Source organism: Thiocapsa roseopersicina (genome assembly GCF_900106925.1).
Classification (GTDB): domain Bacteria; phylum Pseudomonadota; class Gammaproteobacteria; order Chromatiales; family Chromatiaceae; genus Thiocapsa; species Thiocapsa roseopersicina.
The window spans coordinates 1-25,585 of sequence record NZ_FNNZ01000002.1 but is presented as its reverse complement, the minus strand read 5'-3'; the positions used below and the strand labels follow the sequence as shown (position 1 = coordinate 25,585).

The 25,585-nt window shown below is 65.1% G+C and carries 17 protein-coding genes; 4 read left to right on the top strand and 13 right to left on the bottom strand.

Annotation, left to right across the window (positions count from 1 at the left end; all coding sequences use genetic code 11):
* Positions 1-4: 4 nt before the first annotated feature.
* From BLV04_RS02715 to BLV04_RS02700, 4 genes are all read right to left on the bottom strand, one after another.
* A complete protein-coding gene (locus BLV04_RS02715) occupies positions 5-256 on the bottom strand; it encodes a hypothetical protein (RefSeq protein WP_093027924.1) in 252 nt (83 codons plus the stop codon).
* Positions 257-494: 238 nt separating this feature from the next.
* Positions 495-866: a hypothetical protein gene (locus BLV04_RS02710; RefSeq protein ID WP_093027922.1), complete on the bottom strand. Its 372-nt coding sequence runs from the start codon at positions 864-866 to the stop codon at positions 495-497.
* A gap of 43 nt (positions 867-909) precedes the next feature.
* Positions 910-2,421: a PhoPQ-activated protein PqaA family protein gene (locus BLV04_RS02705; protein ID WP_175534464.1), complete on the bottom strand. Its 1,512-nt coding sequence runs from the start codon at positions 2,419-2,421 to the stop codon at positions 910-912.
* 279 nt (positions 2,422-2,700) lie between these two features.
* Positions 2,701-3,390, bottom strand: a complete 690-nt coding sequence (locus BLV04_RS02700) for a TetR/AcrR family transcriptional regulator (RefSeq protein WP_093028406.1) — start codon at positions 3,388-3,390, stop codon at positions 2,701-2,703.
* A gap of 109 nt (positions 3,391-3,499) precedes the next feature.
* On the opposite strand from BLV04_RS02700, the gene BLV04_RS02695 reads away from it, so the two are divergent.
* Positions 3,500-4,633, top strand: coding sequence for an efflux RND transporter periplasmic adaptor subunit (locus tag BLV04_RS02695; protein WP_093027918.1), 1,134 nt, complete (start codon positions 3,500-3,502; stop codon positions 4,631-4,633).
* Positions 4,630-7,767, top strand: coding sequence for an efflux RND transporter permease subunit (locus tag BLV04_RS02690; protein ID WP_093027916.1), 3,138 nt, complete (start codon positions 4,630-4,632; stop codon positions 7,765-7,767). The genes BLV04_RS02695 and BLV04_RS02690 overlap by 4 nt, the downstream gene beginning before the upstream one ends.
* A gap of 79 nt (positions 7,768-7,846) precedes the next feature.
* Here the strand turns inward: BLV04_RS02690 and BLV04_RS02685 are convergent, their stop codons facing one another.
* The 4 genes from BLV04_RS02685 to BLV04_RS02670 all read right to left on the bottom strand — a co-directional run bounded on the left by BLV04_RS02685 (position 7,847) and on the right by BLV04_RS02670 (position 15,389).
* Positions 7,847-10,549: a bifunctional diguanylate cyclase/phosphodiesterase gene (locus tag BLV04_RS02685; RefSeq protein WP_093027914.1), complete on the bottom strand. Its 2,703-nt coding sequence runs from the start codon at positions 10,547-10,549 to the stop codon at positions 7,847-7,849.
* Positions 10,537-11,796 carry an urea ABC transporter substrate-binding protein gene (locus BLV04_RS02680; protein ID WP_093027912.1) on the bottom strand — a complete coding sequence of 420 codons (1,260 nt, stop codon included), beginning with the start codon at positions 11,794-11,796 and terminating at the stop codon, positions 10,537-10,539. The genes BLV04_RS02685 and BLV04_RS02680 overlap by 13 nt, the downstream gene beginning before the upstream one ends.
* 195 nt (positions 11,797-11,991) lie before the next feature.
* Entirely contained in the window at positions 11,992-13,224 is a 1,233-nt protein-coding gene (locus BLV04_RS02675; protein WP_093027910.1) for an ATP-binding protein, read from the bottom strand.
* Between the two features lie 203 nt (positions 13,225-13,427).
* Positions 13,428-15,389 (bottom strand): SLC13 family permease, encoded by a 1,962-nt coding sequence (locus tag BLV04_RS02670; RefSeq protein ID WP_093027908.1) that lies wholly within the window; start codon positions 15,387-15,389, stop codon positions 13,428-13,430.
* A 402-nt stretch (positions 15,390-15,791) separates the two neighbouring features.
* On the opposite strand from BLV04_RS02670, the gene BLV04_RS02665 reads away from it, so the two are divergent.
* A complete protein-coding gene (locus BLV04_RS02665; protein WP_093027906.1) occupies positions 15,792-16,565 on the top strand; it encodes a retropepsin-like aspartic protease family protein in 774 nt (257 codons plus the stop codon).
* Between the two features lie 210 nt (positions 16,566-16,775).
* Positions 16,776-18,215 carry a phospholipase D-like domain-containing protein gene (locus BLV04_RS02660; RefSeq protein ID WP_093027904.1) on the top strand — a complete coding sequence of 480 codons (1,440 nt, stop codon included), beginning with the start codon at positions 16,776-16,778 and terminating at the stop codon, positions 18,213-18,215.
* 211 nt (positions 18,216-18,426) lie between these two features.
* Here BLV04_RS02660 and BLV04_RS02655 read toward each other — a convergent pair whose 3' ends face one another.
* The 5 genes from BLV04_RS02655 to BLV04_RS02635 form a co-directional block, all read right to left on the bottom strand.
* Complete coding sequence (locus BLV04_RS02655; protein ID WP_093027902.1) at positions 18,427-19,251, bottom strand: SHOCT domain-containing protein; 825 nt, start codon at positions 19,249-19,251, stop codon at positions 18,427-18,429.
* Between the two features lie 490 nt (positions 19,252-19,741).
* On the bottom strand, positions 19,742-19,864 hold the full coding sequence (locus BLV04_RS25850; RefSeq protein ID WP_281241797.1) for a hypothetical protein: 123 nt from the start codon (positions 19,862-19,864) through the stop codon (positions 19,742-19,744).
* A gap of 81 nt (positions 19,865-19,945) precedes the next feature.
* A complete protein-coding gene (locus BLV04_RS02645; RefSeq protein ID WP_245731686.1) occupies positions 19,946-23,473 on the bottom strand; it encodes a PPi-type phosphoenolpyruvate carboxykinase family protein in 3,528 nt (1,175 codons plus the stop codon).
* A 471-nt stretch (positions 23,474-23,944) separates the two neighbouring features.
* On the bottom strand, positions 23,945-24,634 hold the full coding sequence (locus tag BLV04_RS02640) for a response regulator transcription factor (protein WP_093027898.1): 690 nt from the start codon (positions 24,632-24,634) through the stop codon (positions 23,945-23,947).
* Positions 24,631-25,585: sensor histidine kinase (locus BLV04_RS02635; RefSeq protein ID WP_217633647.1), on the bottom strand; the 955-nt coding region annotated here is incomplete at its 5' end. The genes BLV04_RS02640 and BLV04_RS02635, both read right to left, overlap by 4 nt.

Below are 25,585 nucleotides of genomic sequence, written 5' to 3'. Positions count from 1 at the left end.
AGGGTCACTGCCCCGTCGGCGCATCGGCATCGAGCAGCTCTCCGATCTGCAGGGGCGATGCGGTCGGCCTAGCCGGGGCGTAGCCGGGCGGATCGTCGGCGTCGAGCGCAGGGCCGATGTCGACGGGATCGATGTCGCTCCAGAGCCACCCCCATGCCTTGTCCGGATCGGCTTCCAACGGCTCGCCGAGAACCGTCGGCGGGAGGCTGGGCGGGGCTTCAGGCATGAAGGGCCATTCCGGGCTCGGGGTTGTCATCGTCCTCGGCCTCGTCCCCGCCCCGTCCGATTCCGGCGTTTCATGCACAGGCGGGTGGGCGCCGACGGCTGTCGTCATGCGTGCCTCGGTGTGCGCTTGCGAGGACTCGCCGACGCTCGGTACGCTGGCTGTCCCATCTCCGGTCTGAGGCGCACGCAAGGGCCGCGATGCACCGTACGCCAAGGCCAGTGCAGAAAGAGCGGCTAAAGCGAGCCGCCCGCGTCTTATCCGCACGGGCTTAGCGAATGATGTCGAGACGATCGGCGAGACAATAGCCGTTGTGCATCTTGTCGTCCCGGAACCAGACCTGCACCCGTTTGCCGGTCGCGAGTGCAAGCTCGGATGCGTCCAGCATGCGATAGGCGCGGACGCGGTCGGTAAAGTCGCCGGTGCAGCTGAAGGTCACCCACCAGGATCCGCAGCTCGGCAGGACGCTCTGCGGGTTGGCCGACAACATCGCCATACAGCCCCCCCAGCGGGCGTCGACGGCGATGAGCACACGGTTGACGTTGGCGACGACGTTGCCGGACCCAGCCGGCACCGGTCCGGCTGTGGTGATGAGGGCGACTGCCGCTGCCGTGAGGCCAAGGAAACCAGGACGCGTCTGCATTGGATTTACCCCTCCTAATGATTCGACGAGAGACCCCTAGCCTTCACCTCAGGAGGGAGCGCCAACCGCTCCAGCTCGGCAGGCAGTCCCAGCAGAAGCAGTGGGTCTCCTCGAAGGGCAACGAGGCCGGGGTGACACGGACATCGGTGGTGAAGACTTGGTCGCTTTCCAGCGGGGTAGGGATGGCGGTGGAGCCGGGAAACGTCAGCTCGACGGTGAAGGCCGTCCACCCCTGGACCGGCGGTGCGACGCGACCGACATACACGCCGACGTCGGTCTCTTGAAGGTCGGTACTGGTCCAGGCCTGGCCGATCGACTCCAGCCGGAAATCCCTTGCGTTCGGATTGGTCGCTTGGTGGAGGCGCACCCGCTTCGGTCGCGTCTCCGTATGCACGAGAATCGCGCCGTCCGGCTCGAGCGACCAGGAAAACCGAGGGCTTTGCTCGTCGTCGAGGACATCGCTCAGCCAGGACAGGGTGGGCAAAATGATGCTCGGTAGATCCTGACCTTGGGAGTGATCGGTGTTGAGCGTATACCGCAAAAGCTTGGGCCCCGGCAGATCGGCGAAATAAAACCGGGACGAATCCGGGAGGAAGAACTGATCGCCTGCCGAGTTGAGCAGTAGCTTGGGCATGGTCAGACGGTCGCGATACGCGTAGGGATCGATCAACGCCAGCATCGCCCGGCCCTCCGGCGATTCAGACCGGCAGGGCAGATCGAAATCCGCATAGTCTTGAATGGCGGGTGCGTAGAATCCGTAGGCTTCCCAATGATGAGTGAATTGTTCGCCCGCGTTCAGGATATCGATCGAGGCCGGGAGGATCGCCTTCACCCGCGACGCGCTGCCCTTGCCGGCTTCGACTGCCGCCGTCAGCCAGGTTGCCCAGCCACGTTTCGAGCCGCCGACCACAATGAAGTCGTCGATTCGGGGGATCCGCGGAAAGCGCGAGCCGGAATCCGCTGCGAATGCCTGCACCGTATCCATGGCGCGCACGACGGCCTTCGTCATGGGGAAATGGACGAGCCATTCCGGATCCTCGGTCAGGAGGTACTTGTCCATTCCATAGGCCAGCAGTGCATCCTCGGATCGGGAATTGTCTTCATCGACGAACCGCAACGGTTGATTCGGGATCTGACCGACCATCGCAACGACCGAGCCCGTCGTGAGGGAAAGCAAGCCGAGCAGGTCGTCATTCGAGGTGCCCGGTGCTCTGTTATTGCTTCCGCCGTTCACGATCATGAATGCGGTATTTTGATTGCCCGAGTGCGTAATCCATGGCACGGCAATCAGCAGCTCATGCGCCCACAAGGTGCGGTCGACCTCCTCGGCGCCGCGCCATGTCTGGGATGTCATGGCGAGGACAAATATCGTGTAGCCGTTGCCGAGCCGCGTGGCGTCTTGGATATAGCGGTAACCGAGGTCCGGGGCGGCCACATAATCGTCCAGCGCAGTGGTTGCCGCGGCGGCTGCGGGCAGGAATCCCGCCGTCGACAACAAAGCCGACACCAAAGCCGACACCAAAGCGAGTGCACGGAAAGCTGTTTGATTTTGCATCGGTGCAGTGAAACTCATGAGCTGACCTGCTGCATGCCGTTGTTCGTCGCGAGTCGGGATCGCTGCTCCGCGCATGCGCCGACCATCCGCCCGCCTCTGCGCAGAATGCTGAACCGACGCTGTTATTTTAGACAAGGTCTTGCGATTTAGTGCTTGCCAGAGCCGGATCCGGCGCGAATCGCGCTTGGGGCTACCGTGCTGCCGGCCCGCTTTCGCCAACGCCGCGTCGGCATGTCGATCGCGAGTCAGGGCGGCATTGCGTGCGGTTGCCGCCGCCTTCTATCGGAGGTCTCGACCGGGCGATGCCTCGGGTGCGTAGGCCCGCAACAGCACATCCACCCCGCATTCGACCCGACGGCGAAGCTCCGAGGCGTCGGGTCGCGGACAGCCGCCGCTCAAGAGCCCCGTGGTTTGGATGCCCTGCCAGATGCCGAGCAGCTGCTCGGCGGCCAGGCGGCTGTCGTGCGCTCGAAGGTCGCCGCGAGCCGACGCCTCGGCCAGGCGGGTGGCGAGCCGATCGCGCGTCGCCTCCGCGCCGTCGCGATAGACGAGTGTGCCGAGCCAGGTCTCCTGTCCGGCCAGGGTCGCCAGCATGCGTTGCAGGGCGACATAGTCGTCGCTCGTCAGGAAGCCCATCAGCGCGTATCCCAGATCGATCAGCGCCTGTCTCAGCCCGAGCTGTCCGGAAGGCAGGTCGTCGAGCGCAGCCGTCATCTCGCTGCGCTGCAGCAGCACAACCGCGCGGATCAGACCCTGTAAGTCACCGAAATGGCTGTAGACCGTGACCTTTGAAACACCGGCGGCGCGGGCAACGGCCTCGATATTGAGCGCCTGAATCGAGCCCGAGAAGAAGAGCCTGCGCGCGGCGTCGAGGATGGCCGCGTGCTTGGCGGGGTCCGGCGGTCGACCGCGTCCGGCGGCTCGGGGCACCGACGGTGCCCCGGATGCGTCGGCGTCGGATGTCGGCATCGCTGTGTGCTCCGTCATGTATTCGGTCATTTACTAAACGCTATCGTACAGTAATAATGGTGCACTCAACCACCAACCAACGCCGGTGCTCGCGGTGCAGGAGTGACCCTTGTCGACCAGGATAAACAGGATCGGAGCGGTGTTCGTCGCCACGCTCCTCGGCTCGGGATGCAGACCGAGTACCGACGAGCCGGCCGCGCCCGATGCAGTGTTCGATCGCGAATCGGTGCCTTGGGTGTTGTCCGCCCGGGTGGAGTCTGCGCCGAACAGCGTCTGGACGCTCACGGGCACGGTGCGCGCCCGCCATGAGATCCCGCTGTCCTTCCGCATCGGCGGGGAGATTCAGGCGCGTCTGGTCGACGCGGGGGCGCGAGTCGAGGAAGGCGACGTCCTGTTCCGGCTCGATCCGCGCGACGTGACGCAGCAGCGTCTCGCAGCCGAGGCGACGGTGGCGAGCGCGCAGGCGGAGCACGAGAACGCGAATCGCGAGCGCGATCGTCTCGGCGATCTTCTCGTCAAGCGGCTAGCCAGCGAGCAGGACCACGACCGGGCCGTGACCGCAGCCCGCGCCGCCGAGCAACGGCTGGTCGCGGCCGAGGCGACCCTGGAGCAAGCACGCAACGCCATCCTCTATGCCGACCTGGTCGCACCCGCGGCGGGCGTGATCCTGGACGTGGATGGGCAGGTCGGGCAGGTGGTGTCGCCCAGTCAGGTTGTCGCACGCTTGGCCGAGGACGGGCCGCGCGAGATCGAGGTCCAGGTGCCCGAGGCGCGGCGTATCGATCTGCCGACCGAGGCGACGGCACGGCTCGCGAACGGGGCGGGGCCGGTGAACGGCCCGACGAACGGATCGGCGTCTGCGCCTACGTCCGCTCAGGTCACCCTGCGCGAGATCGCCGGCAGCGCCGATCCGCTCAGCCGGACCTGGCGTGCGCGCTATCGTTTACCGGAGCTGCCGAGCGATCCCGGCCTCGGCACGACCGTGACCCTGACCTTCGAGACCGCACGCGGGGCGTCCGGACCGACTGCTCGGGTGCCGCTCGGTGCCGTCCTGGAGCGCGGCGAAGGGCCGCTGATCTGGCGCATCGAGGATGGCCGGGTCGAGCCCGAGCCGGTCGAGCTGATCGGAGTCGTCGGCGAGCAGGCCGAGATCCGCACCGATCTGGCGCCGGGCACGCCGGTCGTCGCACTCGGGGCGCATCTTCTGCTGCCCGGCCAGGCCGTGCGGGTGCTCGAGCGATGAGCACCGCCGACGAAAGGTCAGCGGGGACGCGGTTGAATCTCTCCGCGCTCGCGGTGCGCGAGCGCTCGGTCACGCTCTTTCTCATCCTGGTGACCGCGCTCGCCGGTCTGACGGCATTCCTGCAGCTGGGCCGCGCGGAAGACCCGGCCTTCACCGTGCGGGTGATGGTGGTCTCGGCGCTCTGGCCGGGGGCGAGCGCGCAACAGATGCAGGATCTGGTCGCCGATCCGCTGGAGAAGCGCATCGGCGAGGTCGAGCTCTTCTACCGGCTCGAGACCACGGCGCGTCCCGGACGGGTCGACATGCTGGTCGAGTTTCAGGACTACGCGCCTTCCGAGCAGATCCCGGATCTCTTCTATCAGGTGCGCAAACGCATGTCGGATGCGGCCGGGAGTCTGCCGGCCGGGGTGCTCGGGCCCTTCGTCAACGACGACTTCTCGGATGTCTATTTCGCGCTCTATGCGCTCTCGGCGCCGGATCTGCCGAACCGTCTGCTGGTGCGCGAGGCCGAGCGGATCCGCGACCGGCTCGCCCGGGTCGAGGGCGTGCAGAAGGCGCGCATCCTGGGCGAGCGTCCGCAGCGTTTCTTTGTGGAGCTGGACCAGGCGCGCCTGGCCAATCTCGGGGTGTCGCCCGCTGCGGTGCGCGAGGCCCTGGATGCGCAGAATCGGCTTGCCCCGGCGGGTCTCGTCGAGACCGACGGGCCACGCCTCTATCTGCGTCCGGACGCCGAGCTGCGTGAGCTCGAGGACATCCGCCAGGTGCCGCTGCGTGTCGGCGAGCATCTTCTGACGCTCGGCGAGATCGCCGAGGTCAGCCGCGGTTACGAGGATCCACCCGAGTTTCTGATCCGCGCCGGCGGGGAGGATGCGGTCCTGCTCGGCGTGGTGATGCAGCGCGGCGAGAACGGGCTGGCGCTCGGCGAGCGCCTGGTCGAGGTCCAGAAAGGGCTTGAGGCCAGTCTGCCGCTGGGCGTCGGCTTCACGCAGCTTACCAATCAGGCCGACGCCATCACGCATGCCGTCGACCTCTTTCAGATCAAGTTCCTGGTCGCGGTCGCGGTGGTGATGCTGGTCAGCTTCGTCGCCATCGGCTGGCGCGCCGGGCTGGTCGTCGGCATCGCCATCCCCTTGACCCTCGCGATCACCTTCCTGCTGATGTTGATCAAGGGCATCAACCTGGATCGGGTCAGCCTGGGTGCGCTCATCATCGCCCTGGGGCTCTTGGTCGACGACGCCATCATCGCCATCGAGATGATGCTGGTGAAGATGGAGGCGGGATGGGATCGGCTGCGGGCCGCGGCCCATGCCTGGACGGTGACCGCCGCTCCCATGCTGAGCGGTACCTTGGTGACCGTAATCGGTTTCGTGCCCATCGGATTCGCGCGCTCGGGTGTGGGCGAGTATGCGGGCAACATCTTCTGGGTGCTGGCGTTCGCGCTGCTTGCCTCCTGGGTGGTGGCGGTGACCTTTACGCCCTATCTGGGCACCCTGCTCCTGAAGGCGCCGCCGCCCGGGGGCGCGCACGGCTCGGAGAGCGCCTACGCGACGCCGCTCTACCGCACGCTGCGCGGGCTGATCCGCGGTTGTGTCCGCTACAAGATCTGGGTCGTAGCCGCGACCTTCGGGCTGCTGGTCCTGTCGATCGTCGGGTTGGCCGGCAGCGTGCAGAAACAGTTCTTTCCGTCCTCGGATCGCCCGGAGGTCCTGATCGACATCCGGCTCCCCGAGGGCAGTGCGATCCGCGCGACGGCGGCCGTGGTCGAGCGGGTCGAGGCGATCCTGGCGGATGCGCCAGGCGTGCGCTCGAGCGCGGCCTATCTCGGTGCCGGGGCACCGCGATTCTTCCTCGCGCTGAACCCCGAGTTTCCGAATCCGGCCTTTGCCAAGCTGATCGTGGTGGCGGAAGGCGCGGCCGAGCGCGATGCGCTGATCGCGCAGCTTCAAGCGCATGTGGAGGCCGGCGAGTTCCCCGAGGCGCGGGTGCGCGTGCACACGCTGCTCTACGGGCCGCCGGTCATTTGGCCCGTGACCTTTCGTGTGGTGGGGCCTGATCCGCTGGTGCTGCGACGCATCGCAGAGCAGGTGCGCGAGGTGGTCGCGGCCAATCCGAATACGCAGGATCCGCATCTTGACTGGGGCGAGCGCGTCCCCGTGGTGCGGCTTGCGCTCGACCCGGAGCGTCTGCGTCTGATCGGGCTTACCCCGCGCGAGCTCGCCGGTCAACTGGAGTACCAGCTCTCCGGGCTGCCGGCGACCGAGATCCGCGAGGACATCCGCAATGTGCAGCTGATCCTGCGTGGGCTTGGCGATGAGGGCCAGGCGAGCCTAGATGGCGCCGGGGCAGGGTCCGGAGCAGACGACAGCGCCGCCGTGATCACGCCGACCAGCCTCGCCGGCATCAATCTCAAGACGCTCGACGGCCGGACCATCCCGCTCGAACAGGCAGGCGAGCTGATGATCGCCTTCGAGGATCCGGTGCTCAAGCGCTACAACCGCGAGCCCTTCATCGCCGTGCAATCCGAGGTCCGGGGCGCCCAGCCACCGAACGTGACACAAGCGATCTGGGCCGAGCTGCAGGGGCTGGTCGCCGAGCTGCCGCCCGAGTATCGGATCGACATCGGCGGCGCGGTGGAGCAATCGGGCAAGGCCGACGCCTCGATCCAACGCGTCCAGCCGATCATGCTGGCCCTGATGCTGATCGTCATCATGTTCCAGATGCGCAGCTTCTCGGGCACGCTCATGGTCGTGGCCACGGCGCCGCTCGGCGTGATCGGGGCCACGCTGGCCTTGTTGATCGCCGATCGTCCGTTCGGCTTCGTCGCGCTGCTCGGCCTGATCGGCCTGGCCGGCATCCTGATGCGCAACACCCTGATCCTGGCCAAGCAGATCGAGGACAACCTGCACCAGGGCTTGGAGCGTTCCGCCGCGGTCGTGGAGGCCACGGTGCAGCGCGCCCGCCCGGTGGTGTTGACCGCTGCGGCTGCCGTCTTCGCCTTCATCCCGCTCACCACCGACACCTTCTGGGGGCCGCTCGCCTTCGTGCTGATCGGCGGGGTGTTGGTCGGCACCCTGATTACGCTGCTGTTTCTGCCGGCGCTCTATGCGCTGTGGTTTCGGGTGCGGGTGAGCTAAACCGCGCCCGGCGCGGTCTGTGATGTTTTTGGATGGGATCGGCCCCGGGAGACTCGACGGCGGTTGGAGCTGGCGCGGTTCAACTGCTCTTTCTCGATTCCTCGGTCCAGTGCGCCGTCCAGAATTCTGCAGGCTCGGGTTTGCCGTAGAAATAGCCTTGCAGGAGGTCGCAGCCGTGTGCTCGCAGGAAACGGCTCTGACCCTCCGTCTCGATCCCCTCGGCCACCACCCGCAGGCCGAGCTCATGGGCGAGTGCGAGGGTCGCGGCACTGATCGCGGCGTCGTTCTCGTCGGTCTCGATATCACGCACGAACTCGCGATCGAGCTTCAGCGTCTGGATCGGCAGACGCTTCAGATAAGCCAGCGAGGAATGGCCGGTGCCGAAATCGTCGATCGCCAGCCTAACCCCGAGGTTGCGCAGGGCCTGCAGGGTCTCGACCGCGCGTGCCGGATCGCGCATCGCGACCGACTCGGTGACCTCGAGCTCGAGCTCGTCCTCGTGCAGCTCGTAGCGTTGCAGCACTGCGGCGACGGTATCGAGGAGGGCAGGGTTGCGTAGTTGATGGGCGGAGAGGTTCACCGCGATGCGCCTCGGCCCGATCCCTGCGTGCGTCCATTCGCGGAAACGGCGACAGGCCTCGTTCAAGACCCAGTCGCCGATCGTGTGGATGAGTCCGGATTCCTCCGCAATCGGGATGAAATGACCGGCCGTGATCAAACCGCGATGCGGATGTCGCCAGCGCACGAGGGCTTCCATGGCAAAGGGGTAACCCAGAGGGTCCGCCGCGGCCTCTAACTGGGGCTGATAGTACACTGCGAGCTGACCCTCCTCGATGGCGACCCGCAGCTCGCGCTCGACCGTCAGGCGCTCGCCGGCCGCCAGGTTGAGTGCCTCGGTGAAGAACTGGATGTTGTTTCGGCCCTGCTCCTTGGCGTGATACATCGCCGTGTCGGCATTCTTCGTCAGGGTGTCGGCGTCCAGGCCGTCATCGGGATAGATGCTGATGCCGATGCTTGGGCTGGTGTGCAGCCGGTCGCCCTCGATGTCGTAAGGCTCGCCGAGGGCCAGCAGGATCTTGGCAGCCACCACGGCCGCGTCCTGCGCACACTCGAGCGCGGTGAGCACGACGACGAACTCGTCCCCGCCTTGGCGGGCGACGATGTCGCTCTCGCGCATGTCGCGGCAAAGGCGGTGTGCCACCTCGACCAGCAGCAGATCGCCGATGTGATGGCCGAGCGTGTCGTTGATGACCTTGAAGCGGTCCAGATCGATGAAGAGCACCGCGAGCAGTCGACCCTCGCGGTGAGCGGCATGCAGGGCCTGCGACAGCAGGATCTCGAGATTGCGGCGATTGACGAGGCCGGTCAGGCTGTCGTGGTGGGCGAGGTGCTCGATGCGCTCGTCCGCGGTCTTGCGGGCTGTGATGTCCTTGAAGACCGCCAGGATCTCGCCCCCCTGCAAGCGGATCACGTCGGTCTGCAACCAGAGGCTGTGCCGATCCTTGACGTAGGCGGTCAGGCCGATCGTTTCACTCCCGCCGCGGCGAAGAACACGGCCGAACGCGGCGTAGATGCCAGCGGCATCCAAGCCCGGAAAGGCGATCCGAGAGGGCCGCCCGAGCACCTCCCGGCGTTTCACGCCGGTGATCCGCTCGCCGGCGGCATTGATGTCGAGCAGGGTAAATTCGCTGCCGTCGGCAAGCGGGCGAAACAGCGCGACACCGTCGTTCATGCTGCCCAGCATGGCCCGGTAGCGGGTTTGCTGCGCGGCGATGATCCGCTCGTCTCTGACCAGCCGACGACCGAGCACCAGTGCCGCGCTGGCCGAGGCAAGGAGGAAGACCGCGAACGCCAATACCGTCGCCTTTTGCATCGCGTGCAAGGGTGCGAGGACTTCGGCGGTATCGATTTTGACCACCATGCCCCAACCCAAGGCCGGCAGGTAACGCCAGCCGGCCGCGACATCGATATCGCCGTAGTCGCTCACGATGCCATGGCCCTGGTTGCCGGTCAGGGCCAGCTGCATCGGCTCGGCGATTTGGGTGAGGGGAACCGGGTTGGTGAAGGGCGTTCCCGGCATGCGCTCCAAAGAGACGGTGTAGAGCGCGGCCTGACCGTCCTGAACAGCCAGGACGGTTTCACCGCTGGTCCCGAGCCCGGTGCGGTCGCTGACCACCGGCATCAGGGTGGTGAGGTTGACCTGCAGCGCCAGTGCGCCGATCGGACGTTGGGCGTCGAGGATCGGTGCGACGACGAAGGCCGCTACCTCGCCCCCGGACGGCGCGTAGGGCGCGAAACGGGTCATGTCGATGTGCATGAACGTCATCGCCTGGCGAAATCCCGCCGCCAATTCGGAATCGCGAAAGGGGCCATGCAGGAGGTTGGTGCCCAGATCGGGCTCGCCGCGCAGCGAAAAGACGACATCGCCGTTCGCATCGATCAGAAGCAGGTCGTGGTAATCGGCGCGCTCGCCGAGGGTCGCCAGCTCCGTGCGTGCCCCCGTGCTCAGGGTCCGAGTCGCGACGAGTGCCGACAAGGCTTCGCGAACCATGGTCTGGCTCGCGAAGGAGCGGGCATCGACCAATCGCTCGTTGATATAGCTGTCGATTTGATCGGCCTTCTTGTCGGCGATCGATGTGATGTTCTGCAGAACGGTGGCGGTGAGTGCGCGCTCGAAGGTGTGCAGATAAAACCAGGCCAGACCCGCCAACGGCAGCAGTGCGACGATCAGGAATCCGAGTGTCAAGCGCAGGCCGAGCCGGTGCGAGCTCAGGGTGCCCATCGTGAATCCCTCGGCAGGCTCCGATTCGCTTCGCCTGACAGCAGATCGACCAGCCCACGCCACTCCGCCCGGCTGCGCGAGGCGGGAAAGGGCACCGGGCGGATCGGCGACTCGGAGATCTCGACCGCATCGAACTGCCCATCCGCTCGGGCGTGTCCCACGTAGACTCGCCGCCATAGGTGTCGGGTGGCTGCGTCCAGGGCGACGATTCCGGACGGGCCGTGCAGGCTCGTGCGTCCGACGGAGCGATTGATCTGTGCCGGATCGTCCGTGCCGGCCGCGCGGACCGCCTCGGCCCACAGCCTAACCCCGTTGTAGCTGGACACGATCGGATCGCTGACCACACGCTCGGCGCCGAAGCGCTGCCGAAAGGTGTCGACAAAGCGACGGTTGACGGGATCGGGTAGGCTCTGGAAATAACCCCAAACCGCGTAATGGGCGGTATGGGACTGCCCGGAGGGCATGGACCGAAGCTCCGGCTCTGCCACGCTGAACGAGATCACCGGCATCTCGGTTAGATTCTCGGCCCGGAGGGACGCGAAAAAGTGACGGTTGGCGTTGCCGTTGAGTGTGTTGAGCACCGCGTCCGGGGCCAGTCGTCGAATCTCGGCGGCGATCGCGTCGAGGTCGACGGCATCCATGGGCACGTAGCGCTCGGCGAGGATCTCACCTTCTGCCGCGGTGACCAGATCGCGGATCAGCCGGTTGGCGGTGCGCGGGAAGATATAGTCCGATCCGACGAGATAGATCCGAGTCCCGAATCGGTCCATCGTCCAGCGCGTCCCAGGGATGATCTGCTGGTTGGGCGTGGACCCCATGTAGACGAGATGAGGCGACTCCTCCAGGCCCTCGTACTGCAGGGGATAAAACATCAGGTGACGGTGCTCCTCCACAACCGGTCTGACGGCCTTTCGACACGCCGATGTCCAGCAGGCGAACAAGACGCTGACGCGCTCTTGGAGAATCAGGCGCTCGACCTCGGTGGCTGCAGTGGTCCAATTCGAACGGCTGTCGGCGAGGATGAGATCCAATCGCCGTCCGAAGAGTCCGCCCGCGGCGTTGATCTCCTCCACGGCGAGCCGCACGGCATCCACGAGTCCTCTCTCGCTCTCGGCCATAGGGCCGGACAAGGCATGTACGACCCCGACGCGGATCGGTTCTGCCCCCGCCGGCCGTTGACCGACCAGGATCAACGCCAGGGCGGCAGAGACCGCCAGGATCAGCACAAGGAAAGGCGGAGCACGCATTCCGGAGACGGCGCTCAGAGGTCCGAAAACGGCAATCGGCCGTTGCGTGACCGGTCAAGGCGCAGATTGGAATCGATCATGCTGGCCCCTTGCCACTGTCGGCTAGGTGAATTGCGAAGGATTCGATAAGCGTATGCGATGTTTTTGGATGGGATCGGTCTCGGCAGACTCGACAACCGTTGGAGGTGGCGCGGTTTAATCCCAGTTGAACCGACCGTCGTCCGACTCGGAATCGCCTTCGAGGATCTTACGCTTACCGTCGAGCAGAAAGACGATGGCGCGTTTCAGGTCGGAGAGGGTGACGACCTGCTCTGCACCCTGTCGCATGGAGGCGTAGGAGGCGGCGAGCAGCACGGCGTTTTGGATGTCGCCACCCGCGGCACCCTCCGAATAGAGCGCCAGGGTCTCGAAGTCGACATCCTCGGCCAGCGGCAATTGGCGGGGGATGTGGCAGCGCCAGATCTGCTCGCGCTGCTCGGTGGCGGGGAGTCGAAACTCGACGTGGGCGAGCATGCGTCGCAGGAAGGCGGTGTCGTAATTTCCGACCAGATTCGAGGCGAAGATCACCGCGCCGTTGAAGTTGTCGAGCTCGATCAGGGTCGTGCTGCGCGCGACATTGATGCTGTTGTCGGCCGATTGGGAGACGTTGACGAGACGCTTGCCGAGGATCGAGTCCGCCTCGTCGAAAAAGAGCAGGGCGCCGGTCTCGGACGCCTTGGCGAACGCAGCCTTGATGTTCTTGGGGGTCTCGCCGACATACTTGGATTCCAGCTCCGCATAGCTGATTCGCAGGATCTTCTTGGCGAGCAGGTCGGCGATGGCGTCGGCGGCGAGGGTCTTGCCGGTCCCCGGAGGACCGTAGAAGTTGAGCGCGACCCTGCGCCCGGTGCGCGCGACCGAGCACAGCCCCCAGGTCACGTAGATCAAATCCTGAGAGACCAGGACGTTGGTCGCCTCGCGGATGCGCTCCAAGGTGTCCCGATCGAGGATGAGCTGATCGAGTGTGTGGCGTGGCTCGACCGGCTCGATGCCATCCAGGCGCGTCTCTTCCGGCTCGTCGGGCGGCGCTGCTGCGGCGCCGGGCTGCGCCATCGCAACGGCGTTGGTCGTGACGGCTTGGGTGTAGGGGTGTTCCAAGGTCGTCTTCGTCGGATTGAAATCGACCCGGATCTTCGGCTTGTTCAGGAGGCCCGGAAACTCGGAGGTTTCGAGCACCTGGACCAGCCGCTTCAGAAAGGCGTTGGACGCCGCCGGCTCGACTTCTACCGAGGTGTCCTGCCCCTTTTCCAAGCACTGCGGGCAGTAGAGGAGAGGTGCGCCGACCACCTCGACGAAGTAATGCCCGAGATTGCTCTTCTTGCCGTGGTGCGAGAGCACCAGCTCGCAGCCGTGAACAGGACAGGTCGGCGTCTTGCGCAGCAGCGACATCACCCGCGTCCCTATAAAACCGCGTCGCGCATGACATGCACTGTCGTCATTCGGGTCTTGCCCTCGCATGATTCCAAGCCCGTCGCAGCGGACGCGGTTTTAGAAAGAAACGAATAAAAAATCCTGAACCGCGTCTTACCGGCCTCATTGATCGGACCGAGGCCGGGTTTGACATCGACAATCCATATCGCAGCAGACGCGGTTCAGCCAAAGACCACATTGAGCATGGTCAGCGCCACGACCAGGAAGATGATCGTCATGATGCCGCCGGCGCGCATGAAGTCGACGACGCGATAGTTGCCGGGTCCCATGAGGAGCGCGTTGACCTGATGGGTCGGAATCAAGAAGGAGTTCGACGTTGCGATGGCCACGGTCAAGGCGAACACGGCCGGGTCGGCGCCGATCCCCAGAGCCATGTTGACCGCCAACGGGACGAGCAGGACGGTCGCGCCGACGTTCGACATCACCAAGGTGAAGAAGGTCGCGAGCACCGCGAGCGCGGCCTGGACGACCCAGATCGGCACGTCGCCGAGCGCCGTCAACGTCTGCTGGGCGATCCAGGCGGCGGTGCCGCTGGCCTCGACGGCGAGCCCGAGCGGGATGAGCGAGGCCAACAGGAAGACCGTCTTCCAACTCACGGCCTCGTAGGCCTCGTCGATCGAGAGCACGCCGGCGAGGATCATACCCATGGCACCCGTCAGCAGGGCGATCGAAAGCCGCAGATCGGTGAAGAGGACCAAGGTCAGCGTAATCGCGAAGAACACGAGAGCGGCGCGGACCTTGTGCGGACGCAGCTCTTCGTGCGGATACTCGGTCGTCACGACGACGAAGTTGCGGTCCTTGGTCAGGCGCGTCAGATCTGCCCAGGTCGTGTGGACCACCAAGGCATCGCCGGCGAGGAGCGGCGTATTGCGCACGCCGCCGGTGTTGAAGGTGATCTGGGTGCCGCCACGATTGATGGCGAGCAGCGAGAGCCCGTAGGTCTTGCGCATCCAGACATCGCGGGCGGTCTTGCCGATCAAGCTGGAGCCGGGCGGGATGACGATCTCGGCGACGCCTGCCTTGGTGTTCGACATTGCCTCGGAGAAGAGCTCGAGGTCGGGTTTGACATCGACCGCGTTGTCCTCGGCAAAGCGCTTGAGCTTCTCCTCGGTCCCGAGCAGGCCGAGCGTCGTGCCCGGATCGATGCCGAGGGAGCGATCCACGCCGTCGGCGCCCAGGCGCAGCCCGTCGCCCTTCTCGACCGCGATGACTCGCACGCGCCAGGTCTGCTCCAAGTCGTCGACGCTCATGCCGACCAGCGTGCTCTCGGGGCGAAGTTTCACCTCTCGGATCTCGAAGGAGGACAGCCCGTAGGTTTCGGCGAAATAGGTGCTGGTGTCGCTGCCGGTCAGCATCTCGTTCCCGCGCGAGGGCAGAACGAAGCGTCCGGCAAGCACGAAATAGAGGATGCCGGCGGTTAGCAGGGCGATTCCGATCGGGGTGACATCGAAGAGCTGAAAGGTCTCCATCGGCGTCGTACCGGCGGGGAGTGCCTTGTTCGAGGTCAGGATGAGGTCGTTCAACAGGATCAACGGGCTGGAGCCGACCATGGTGATGGTGCCGCCGAGGATGGCGCAGAAGCCCATCGGCATGAGCAGGCGCGACATCGGCAAGCCGGTGCGCGCGGAGATGCGGCTGACCACGGGCAGGAAAAGTGCGGCGGCCCCGACGTTCTGCATGAAGCTCGAGATGCCGCCGACGGTCCCGGAGATCAGCGGGATGATACGCGACTCGGTTTTGCCGCCGATGCGCATGATGAAGCCCGCGACCTTGGACATGATCCCGGTCTTGTCGAGCCCGGCCCCGATGATCATGACCGCGATGATGGAGATGACCGCGTTGCTCGCGAAGCCGTCGAACAGATGCTCGACCGGCACCAAGCCCTGCTCGAGCCCCATCAAGGGCGCAAAGAGCCCGGACAGCCCGAGCAGGACCATGATGCTGATCGCGGCGACATCGACGGTGACGACCTCGAAGGCGAACAGGAAGATGGTCAGAAGAAGGAAGCCGACGACCCAGGCGATCTCCACGGACGGGACGATGCCGGCGACATAGAACCCGACGACTGCGAAGACGACCGCGGCGAGATCGGTCTTGGTCAGGGCGCGAAAAGCGGCGAGCATGCTGAAATGTCCTCTCTGTGTTCGGGTCCGCTTAACGGCTTCGGCGCCGAGTCGTCGACAGGGTGCCGATCGGACCTGCTGTTTTGGTGCGCGATGTCGCGGGGCGACGGCTCCTTCGATGAATGCGGCAAATGTTCCGGCAGATGGTGCGGCTCGGGCTCGGAGCGTGAACGACTCCTGTCTCTACGCCCTGAAGGGACCACCGAAAGATCGGTAATCATAATGAAACGGATCCGGTCTTTCCCGGTTTTCTTCGAGGCCTTGCGCGTTCGCCCGACTTGGAGGGGACGTTTCGGCGTCTCCGACCTCGGTGTCGGAAGGATCCGGTCTGTAGCTCTGGAACCGGCGCACTGCTAGTCTTGATCTCATCTTTCGCACCGATCGCGTCCGGAGTCCGGAGCCATGAAGCAGCTTGTTCGTCGGGTCCTGGTCAACCTCTGTTGGATCTCCGGCGTTCTGGTCGGAACCCCGGACGCGGCGCCGCTGGTGAACGTCGAGGAGGAGCTGCAACGGCTGATGGCCCAGCACGGGTTCGAGGTGCGCGGCATCGAGCAAACGGTCGACATGGAGGGGCGCGCCGAGGGTGCCGAGCTGGTGCCGCGCCTTCGGCTGTTGCTGGATAGTTTCGACCATGTGATCGTTCAGACCGACAACGGCGGGGTCGATCAGATCATCATCCTCGGCGAGAAGGTTGCCGTGGTCGCGCCGCCGCTGATCATCGAAAGCGAGGGATCGGGTTTTCCGTCGGACGTCTCGCCGGACGACGAGGAGGGTCAACCGGGTGATTCGATCGTCTTGCCGACGCAGCGTCAGGGAACTTCGCATGCCGTGAACCTGACCCTCGAGGGGCCGAACGGACAGCGCGTCCAGCGGGTGTTGCTGATCGACACGGGTTCGGATCATGTGGTCCTGCCCGCCTCCTTGATCGGCCCGCTCGGGATCTCGCCAAACGATCTGCGGATGCAATCGGTTCAGACCGCAAACGGGACCGTAGACGCGCGGCTCGGCATTTTGAGCGGCGTGTGGCTCGGGGAGACGCGGGTCGAAGGGGTCTCCGCGGCCTTTATCGACGACACCCGGCTCGGCGGGAATGCCCTCTTGGGGATGAGTCTGCTCGGGCGCTTCCGCGTCACCATCGACGACGAGCAGAATCAACTGACGTTGGCGGCGAGGTAGGCGGGAGAGAGCTGTCAGCTATCTGCCGTCAGTGCCGAGGTTGTGCCGAGCCGGGCGAGGCACAACCAATCGTCGGCGGATGTTGTGCTTCCTCTCGTCGGCACAACCGAGGCGAGAGCGTTCCGGACATCGCCTAAAGTCCGGCCGACGCACATCGAGCGCCCTTTCGGCGGCTCCGGCAGGAACGTCGGCATTGCTTGGTTTTCCCCGATGACTGACCAGACCATCTGGATGGCAGCGCTTCTGGCGGTGGAGCTCGCCGCTCAAGCCGCCACCGTGGCTCACCTCCTGCTCAGCCGTCGCGATGTGCCTTCCACCGTCGGTTGGGCGGGGCTGGTCATTCTGGCGCCGATGGCCGGGCTAGTGCTGTACTGGCTGTTCGGGATCAACCGCATCACCCGAAAGGCCCATCGGCTGCGTCCGCAGACCTCCGAGGCCAGCGATCGCGTGGAGCTCGCCGGGGAGCGTCGCGCCCACCGCTTGCTTCAGTCCGAGTATCCGGACCTGTTGCGGCTCGGACATCTCGGCGACGCACTGACCGGCCTGCCGCTGGAAGCATGCAATCGGGTCGAGCCCCTGATCGACGGCGATCAGGCCTACCCGCGAATGCTTGAGGCGATCGATCGGGCCAAAGAGACGATCGGACTCTCCACCTACATCTTCGACACGGATGCGGCCGGCGTCCTCTTTGCCGATTCCTTGGAACGGGCGCATCGCCGGGGCGTCTCCGTGCGTATCCTCGTCGACGGGGTCGGTCAGCGTTACAGCCGTCCCCCGATGCCGACCCTGCTGCGTCGTCGCGAAATACCGACCGCGGTCTTTCTCGCCTCCGTACTGCCGGTCAGAAGCCAGTACCTGAATCTGCGAAATCACCGCAAGATCCTGGTGGTCGACGGGCGAATCGGCTTCACGGGCGGGCTGAACATCCGTGCCGGATGCCTGATGGCGTCCTGTCCGCGCCATCCGATCCAAGACTTGCATCTGCGCGTCGAAGGCCCGGTCGTGCGTTTCCTGGTCGAGGCATTCGCCCTGGACTGGACTTTCACGACCGGCGAGCGTCTCGGCGGGGATGCCTGGTATCCGGTCCTGTCCCCAGTCGGCCAGACCCTCGCGCGCGGCGTACCGGACGGTCCGGACGAGGACTTCGACATCATCCGGCGCATGATCCTGGGTGCGCTGACTGCCGCGCGCGAGCGGGTTCGGATCGTCTCGCCCTATTTCCTTCCCGACCAGACCCTGGTGACCGCACTCAACGTGACGGCCTTGCGCGGTGTCGAGGTCGAGATCCTGATGCCCGAGCGGAACAATCTGAAGCTCGTGCAGTGGGCCGCGCAAGCCCAGGTCGACCAGCTTCTGGAGGGACACTGCCGCATCCGGCTCTCCCCGCCACCCTTCGATCACACGAAGCTGATGCTGATCGACGATGCCTGGTCGTTTCTCGGCTCGGCGAACTGGGATGCCCGTAGTCTGCGCCTGAATTTCGAGTACAACCTCGAATGCTACGATCGCGACCTGTCCCGCCGGCTTCACGGTTTGGTGGACGCCAAGACTGCTGCGAGCCGGGAGCTGTCGCTCGATGAGCTTGCAGACCGCTCGATGCCGGTGAAGCTGCGCGACGGGTTCGCGCGGTTGTTTTCGCCGTACCTTTGAGCGGGGGAGCCCTGTAGGTCGGGTCGGAGAAGGTTCCGGCCGCCAGCCGTCAGCATCCAGCCGCCAGCCTTCGGCCTCTAGGTGATTTTCGGGAATAAGCATCCCGGCTGCGCGTGTCCGGAAGACCTCGAAGGGCTGTAGGTGCGAATAAATTCGCACCTACAGCCGGAAGCTCCTTTCCAGGAATTTGCCTAAGCCTTTAGCCTTGATCCTAAAGCCGTGCCAGCAGCTCGGCCTTCTTGGCGTTGAACTCGTCGTCCGTGAGGATGCCCTTTGCCCTGAGATCGCCGAGACGTTCGATGGCGGCGAAGATATCGCCCTCGTTCGCGTGTGGGTTCGGCGCGGGCTGATTCAGCATGGAGCGATCCGGCGCATAGGCCGGCGGAGGCGGCGCTTCCACGGATTGACCGTTGCGCGAGACGACCGGGAGGCGTCCGAGATCGATGGTGCCGTATTGGCTGCCGAAGCTGATCGAGCCGCCCATGCCTTGCTGCTGGGAGAAGCCGCCGATTTGGTGATCCAGCGTGTCGTAGACCCAGACATCGCCGCCGGTGTTCACGGCCAGGCGCCGTGCCTCGGCGAAATAGGCGTACTTGACGTTGTTCTGAGTCCCGGTCGCGTTCGGTACGCCGAGCTCTTGCGGCCACCAGTGATCGGCCGGATCCGGCACGAAGAGATCGGACTCGCCGCGGAACCCCCCGCTGGTTTGGTTCTGAAAGGATCCGCCGCCTTGGCTCTGTGACTGGAAGCTCCCGCTTTGAAGCAGGCCGGGCTGGTTGGCTAGCAGGTTGGAGAGCTCGTAGCAGAGTGCGTCGACCCGCCCTTTGAGGGAGGAGTTGAACATGTCGCCGAGCATCAGCATGCCGCCCTGCATCCACTGGCCCGAGCCGCCGAATTCCGGATGGCTGAATTGGGCCATGCCGCCGTTGCCGTTGAGCACGGCGACCAGCATATGAGTGACTGCATCCTGGCTGAAGCCGTGACGCCGGGCGATATCGTCAACGATCTGTTGGCCCTGCGGTGTAAGGTGTTGCATCTTTGAGGTTCCGATATGGTTCTTCGATTTCCGGCACGCTAACACAAGGCGCTGCCGGGTGTCGGGTTGGCCGCTCATTGGTCGGATGGTCGTCGCGGCATCGAGCGGTGCGTCGGAGCTGGTGTGAATCTGTCACAGATTCCTTAGTCATGATGACCTGTTTCGGTCATCGAAGGGCTGTAGACTTTTACCCTGTTTCGACGCCTGTGCCCGTGTTGTCGGTTGCGAATCAGCTGGGGTCCAGACCTCCGATGCGGCCGGTATCGAGTTCGGAGCCGACAAACCATGCTTCGGTAAACGATTCCGAAAGGGACCCATCAACGATGATACCCGTGGTGATGCCCGAAGACCGCAGTCATGCTCCGAAAACGGATCCGTTGCGATCCGAGATCCGCGCGCCGGAGACGGACTGTCCGGCGGCACCCGCGACGGCTTACGTGTTCGATTTCGAAGGGGTTGTCAGACGTTCGTTGGAGACCTCGACATCGATCTATGCGCCGCGCCCGAGTGCTGCGGTGCCCACGGCGGAGTCGACCTCCGTCAGCGCGCTGCGCTCGCCGAGGCGCTCGATCCGCTTGCGATGGTGGACGCGTTTCCTGCCGTTTCGGCGCACCGGATAACACCTTACGCGCGAACCCGGTATTCGTGCCCCCTTAACGCCATCCAGGTCCGGGCGACCGAAAGCAGCCCCGCCCTAGGCGGCCTGTCGCTCGGCCTCGACCATGATCTCCCGAGCCGGTCCAAGCGGATCCGCACCGATGGTGCCGACCAAGGCATCCAGGTAGGCAGGCTGTTGCATCCTTGCTAGATCGGCCTTGGCGCGCTCCAGGCGTGCGGCGGCATCCAGACGGTCGGCCTCGTCTGCGTAGTGGCGCAGATCCATGAACTGCTGCAGATTCAGCACCATCTTCCGAGCGAGCTGGATGTCGCGCTGCTGCTTGATCTGCAGCCGTTCGCGATACCAATCGGAGCCCAACAGAGACTCGCGGGTAAAGAGGTTGCGGATCACGGGGTCGTGGACCTTCCGCCCCTGATAGTGGCCCTCCGCCATGATGTGGAGCAGGGCCGCGAGCGGCGGACAGGCGTCCTCGATGCTGCCGTCCTCGAAATAGCGTCGGGCGACGCGCTCTTGTGCCTCGCAGATGTTTTCGATGCCGTCGACGAAGACCTCCAGGCTTTGCGACTCCGGGCGCAGGATGGCCGAGGTGAAGACCGCGCGCGGATTGTCGAAGATCTTTCCCATGAAGTGGGCGACGAAGCGCTCTGTGATGCGGTAACCGAGCCGGCTCGCCAGCACGGTCCGGCCCTGGTACTCGAAGTCTGCGAGTGGCTCCAGATAGTCGTTTGCGATCAGGTATTGTGGATCGCGCTCCTGCTCGGTCAGACGCGCCCAGATCTCCGGAATCAAGAGGGACACGTCGTGCGAGACCTTCACGTCCGGGCCGATGTGTCCGGCTGAGCTGGAGAACCCGGCATAGCCGGTAAGGATGTATGAGACCAGTGCGTTGTTGAGGTCCACGGTCTGGCGCACGGCATTGAACGGCGCCTTGGTCAGCGCCCCTTCGCTGCCGGCGCCGGTCGTGGAGGGGGACTTGCCGGTGAGCGAGCAGATGAAGTCCATGAAGAGCTCGGGCAGCTCTTGGTAGTGGATCGGGTTGTAGACCGCGAGCGCACGGATGCCGGGCTCGGGCGGGTTGTTGCGCCGTCCGGTCAGGACCGCATCGACCGGATGGCAGACCGGGATGTCCAACGGCAGCTTGCGATGGAGGCGCGCGCCCATCTCGGCGACATAGCTGCGCATCGGGTTGACCAGGTCGGGGCGAACCTGCAGGTAACGCGGGTTCTTCGACGGCTTGCCGTCGACCAGCCGCGGGTGTGCCGAGGAGACCACGGCGAGGCCGTCGCGCGCCGCTTGCTCGAGACGCTCGCGCATGGGTGCGGTGAAGGTCGAGAGGGTCAGAACATCGCCGATGACCGCGTCCAGCGTCGGTCCCTCCAGCGGCTCGTAGTTGGCCATGAAGTTGCCGTCTTGGGCCATCTCGAGCTCGGTCTGTTTGTCGAAGCCCGGGATGATGGCATCGTCCGGGCGTTGGAACAGACGGTACTCGCAGTTGCGAGCCAGCTTGAGGCTGTGTCCGTCCTCGCGCGCCGCGGCTCTGCAACCGCTGACCGCACTCGCCGGGACCACGACCGAGGCGGTAATGTCGTCCTCCATCTGGATCTTCTCGGCCGCAATGAAGTCTTGGCGCAGCTTGAAGGTCCGCCACTTGCCGTCGAGATCGAAGCCGACGCGCAGATAGGTCGCCACGATGCGCCGCCCGAAGGCCTTGAGCTCGTGCCCGGGCGCCCCGTCGACCTCGTCGACCGAGAAGCGGTCGCGCCAAGCCTCGCCCCAGCTCGGACGGTAGAGACGCTTGATCATGAAGGTCAGGGCCAGCAACCGCGGCGGGATCATCGTGAGCCAGGTGTTGTACTCGCGCGTGTGGCTGGGCGAGGGGGTCAGCAGCTTGATGAGCGAGCCCAGACTGCGCTCCGGAGACAAGGGTTTGCGCCCGGCGTCGTGGTCCTCGTGCTCGAAACCGGGGCGGAAGCGATCTCGGTAATCACGGTCGAAGATCTCCTGCACACGGTCGAGATCCTGATTCAGATCGTCGACGAAGATGGGGCCGTAGAGCACGGCGTCCTCCAACGACTTGGAGATCTCGGACTTGCCGCCTCCCGAGACGGTGCAGGGCTTGTGACAGAAGGTGCCTTCTGCCTTGGTGCCGATGAGACGCCAGGAGGGTGCGCCCGGGTGCTTGTGCATCTCGATCTTGTAGCCGTTGGGCTGGATGTAGATCTTGCCCGGCTGCAGCCGGATGGAACGGGTCGTACCCTCGTGATCCCAGGCGATCTGCTGGGCGAGAAGGTCCATGCGCAGGTTCTGCGGGACATAGACGACCTGCGGGAAGCGTTTGTCGATCCCGTAGCCCTCCGGCTGCAGGTCCATGATCGCGCCGTAACGTGCAGCGACATCGGCGAAGGCATAACCGGGCTCGCGGGTGGCTTGATCCACGCCGAACTCCTCGCCGTGGTTGAAGCGCGGGAACGCGAGCGCGCCGCCCGAGTGCTCCTCCTCGGCCAGGCCGAAGAGGTTGGCGGCGAAGCTGATCTGGGTCTTGACCTCTTTCTTGCAGTAGCCGAAATAGTTGTCCGCCAGGATGGTGACGATGACCCCGGAGGTGTCCCGCGCGGTGATCTTGAAGGCGTTGCCATCGTTGTAGCGTTCCTCCGGATCGCTCCAACACATGCCGTCCGCACGCTGGCGGTCGGTCGCGTGAACACGGTGCGGCAGACCCAGCGCCTGCTTGGTGAGCTGTGTCAGGTGCGGCGCGAGCAGCACGCAGCCGGTATGGCCGGTCCAGTGATCGACATCCAAGGCGGCATCGAAGTCGGCAAGATAGGGGTTGCCGCCGTTGCCGAAGATACTCTCGACGAAATCCAGGTTGGAGACCAGATTACCCGGCGCGAAGAAGCGGATCTCCATGTTCTTCTCGGGTTGAAACCCGGGCACCTCCGGGCAGACCAAGGGGCGCAGCAGGAGCGAGACGAACATCCGTGCCGGCTCGCTGTGGTTGGCCGTGAAGGGGATGGTCAACAGGTCGTCGGGCGGATCGAGCGCGGCCTCGAGCATCTTTGCGAAGACCGCCTTGGGCACCGCCTTCTTGTCGCCCGGGATGGGCAGCCCGCCCTCGGCGACGTGGAAAGACCCCTCGGTGGTGCGCCGATCGCTCGCCGGGTTGTGCAGGACGCCTTGCGCGACGCGATAGCTTGAGATGATGTCCGAGGTGAAGACATTGCTGTCGACGGGGACGGAGAGTTCGCGGGCCAGTCCGTGACGGTCCAGGATGAAGGATTGGAAGGGCAGGGTCGGGATTCGATCCAGCTCCAGATCCTCGAAATAGCGCCCCAGGAAATCCTGGATCCGTCGATCCACCGGGCAGTGGTAAGACGACAGGAGCCGGTTCTTTTCGCGATAGCTCAGCAGCAGGTCATGGGCGATCTCGATGAAGCCCTCCGTCGCCGCTGTGCCGCAGGAGGGTTGGCCCGAGGAGATCAGCTTGAAGTTGATGTAGAGATGCAGCTTCTGCCGGTCGTCGGCCGACAGCGGTGCGCAGGGCCCGTCGGGCAGATCGGCGGACGTGCCGGTGTGGAGACCAAGCTCGCGAATGGGATCGATCATGTCGGTGACCTGCAGTGTTGGGCGGGGCGGCCGCGGGGCACGGCGCTCGTTGTCTGAAAATGCGTACGAGGTGGAGCTCTGCAGAAGAGTTAAGCACAAACGGCGCCACGTGGGGCGCTCCTCGTCCGATGGCATTTCCATGCTTGAGGTATCAGATTTCGAAACCGTCCCCGTTGATGCCGCGGTGTTGGAGTCTGGCCTCGGGCTATAGGCACCGCACGCGAGCCGGGGGCGTCGAGCTGGATTCGATCCGGCGGCTGTCAGGGCGGGGGAAGAGGTCGACTGCAAGTCGACGATCCCGGGCTCACGGCAGACCGGAACGGCCGCCGCATTGATCCGGGACAATCATCGATCACCCGCGCACCTTCGTGGTGCGGCGCAGCCGGAGGCGGCCGAGATCTGCGATGCGGATCGGGCGCCCGAGTCGGTTCGGTCCGCCGCCGGCACGACGCCCGCGAGATCACTCCGAAATCAACCGGGGCCGTTCTCGGTATAACGATAGCCGGCGCCGCGCACGGTCTCGATCGACTCGCCGCAGGGGCCGAGCTTTTTTCGGAGTCGACCGATGTAGACATCGACGACATTGGTTTGGGGATCTTGACTGATGCCCCACAAGGTGCTGAGGATGCGCTCGCGCGAGAGGATCTTGCGCGGGCTGGAGAGAAAGAGCTTCACCAGATCCCGTTCTTTGGGTGTCAGATTGATCGGCGTGTCGCCGCAACGGACCTCCAACGAGCCGGTGTCGAAGCTGAGCGCACCCGAAGTCAGCACCTCCGGCGAGGCGGCGGTCTCCGCGAACCCGCCGGAGCGACGCGCGAGGGCCTCGATGCGGGCCATCAACTCGTCGAAGTCGAAGGGTTTGGGCAGATAATCGTCCGCCCCCATGCGCAATCCCGCGACGCGATCCTCCACATCGGCCAATGCGCTCAACATCAGGATCGGGGTCCGGTTCTTCTTCGCACGCAGTCGTCGGCAGACATCCTGGCCGCTGATCCCGGGCAACATCAGATCCAGCACGATCACGTCGAAACCGGCATCGGCGATCATGACCAAGGCCGACTCGCCCGTGGATGCGACGCTGACCGACCAACCCTCGGCCTTGAGGCCGCGCTGGACGAAATCGGCGACCCGGGCCTCGTCCTCGACCAGCAAGATATTCATGGCGCCACTCCCAACGGCATCTCGGCGGGCAGATCCACCCGCACCGTCATCCCCTCTCCGGGTCGGCTCTCGACGCCGATTCTACCCCCGTGCGCCTCGACAATTGCCTTCGCCACCGGCAGGCCCAGTCCGACCCCGGATTCGTACCCTCGAGCGGCATTGCTGCCCCTGAAGAAGCGCTGGAACACCTGTGCAAGATCCTCCGGGCCGAGTCCCGGCCCGGCGTCGGTGAAGGAGATCCGATACCCGTCCGGGATCCGGTCCAAGCCGATTGTGACCTGCCCGCCGCCATGTCGCACCGCGTTGTCCAGAAGGATGAGGAAAACCTGACGGAGCCGATCCGGATCTGCGCGGAGCATGGCTTGGTCCACCGCGCTCAGCAGCGTGGCCGACCCGCCATTGCTCTCCAGCAGACTGCGACAGTCGGCGAGCACGGCAGGCAGGAAGATCGCCACGTCGAGCACCCGTGCGACGAGACGGGTCTCGTGGGATTCGCGTCGTGCGATGAACAGAAGGTCATCGACCAAGCGTGCCGTATGGGTGGCGGCGTCGCGGCAGCGCGTCAATGCCTCGCGGTATTCGGCGGAGGGTCGATCGACCCCGCGGAGGGCGATGTCGGCCTCGCCGCGAATGATGGTCAGCGGGGTGCGCAGCTCGTGACTGACATCGGCCAGAAGGCGCCGACGACTCGCCTCGGCATCCTTCAAGGTCGCCAAGAGGCGCTCCAGATCCGCGGTGCGCTCGGCGACGGCCGTTTCGAGCCGCCGGTTCGATGTCTCCAAACCCTGCTCGCGGACCGCGATCTCGTCGGCCAGTCGGTTCAGCGCACGGGCGACGCCGTCAAGCTCGCTGCCGCTGAGTGCGGTCAGCGATTTTGATGGTTTCGCGATCAAGTTGCGTGATAGGGGTCGGCGAAGCGCTCCCCCGGTCTCGCGCGGCCGGGGTGTGGGC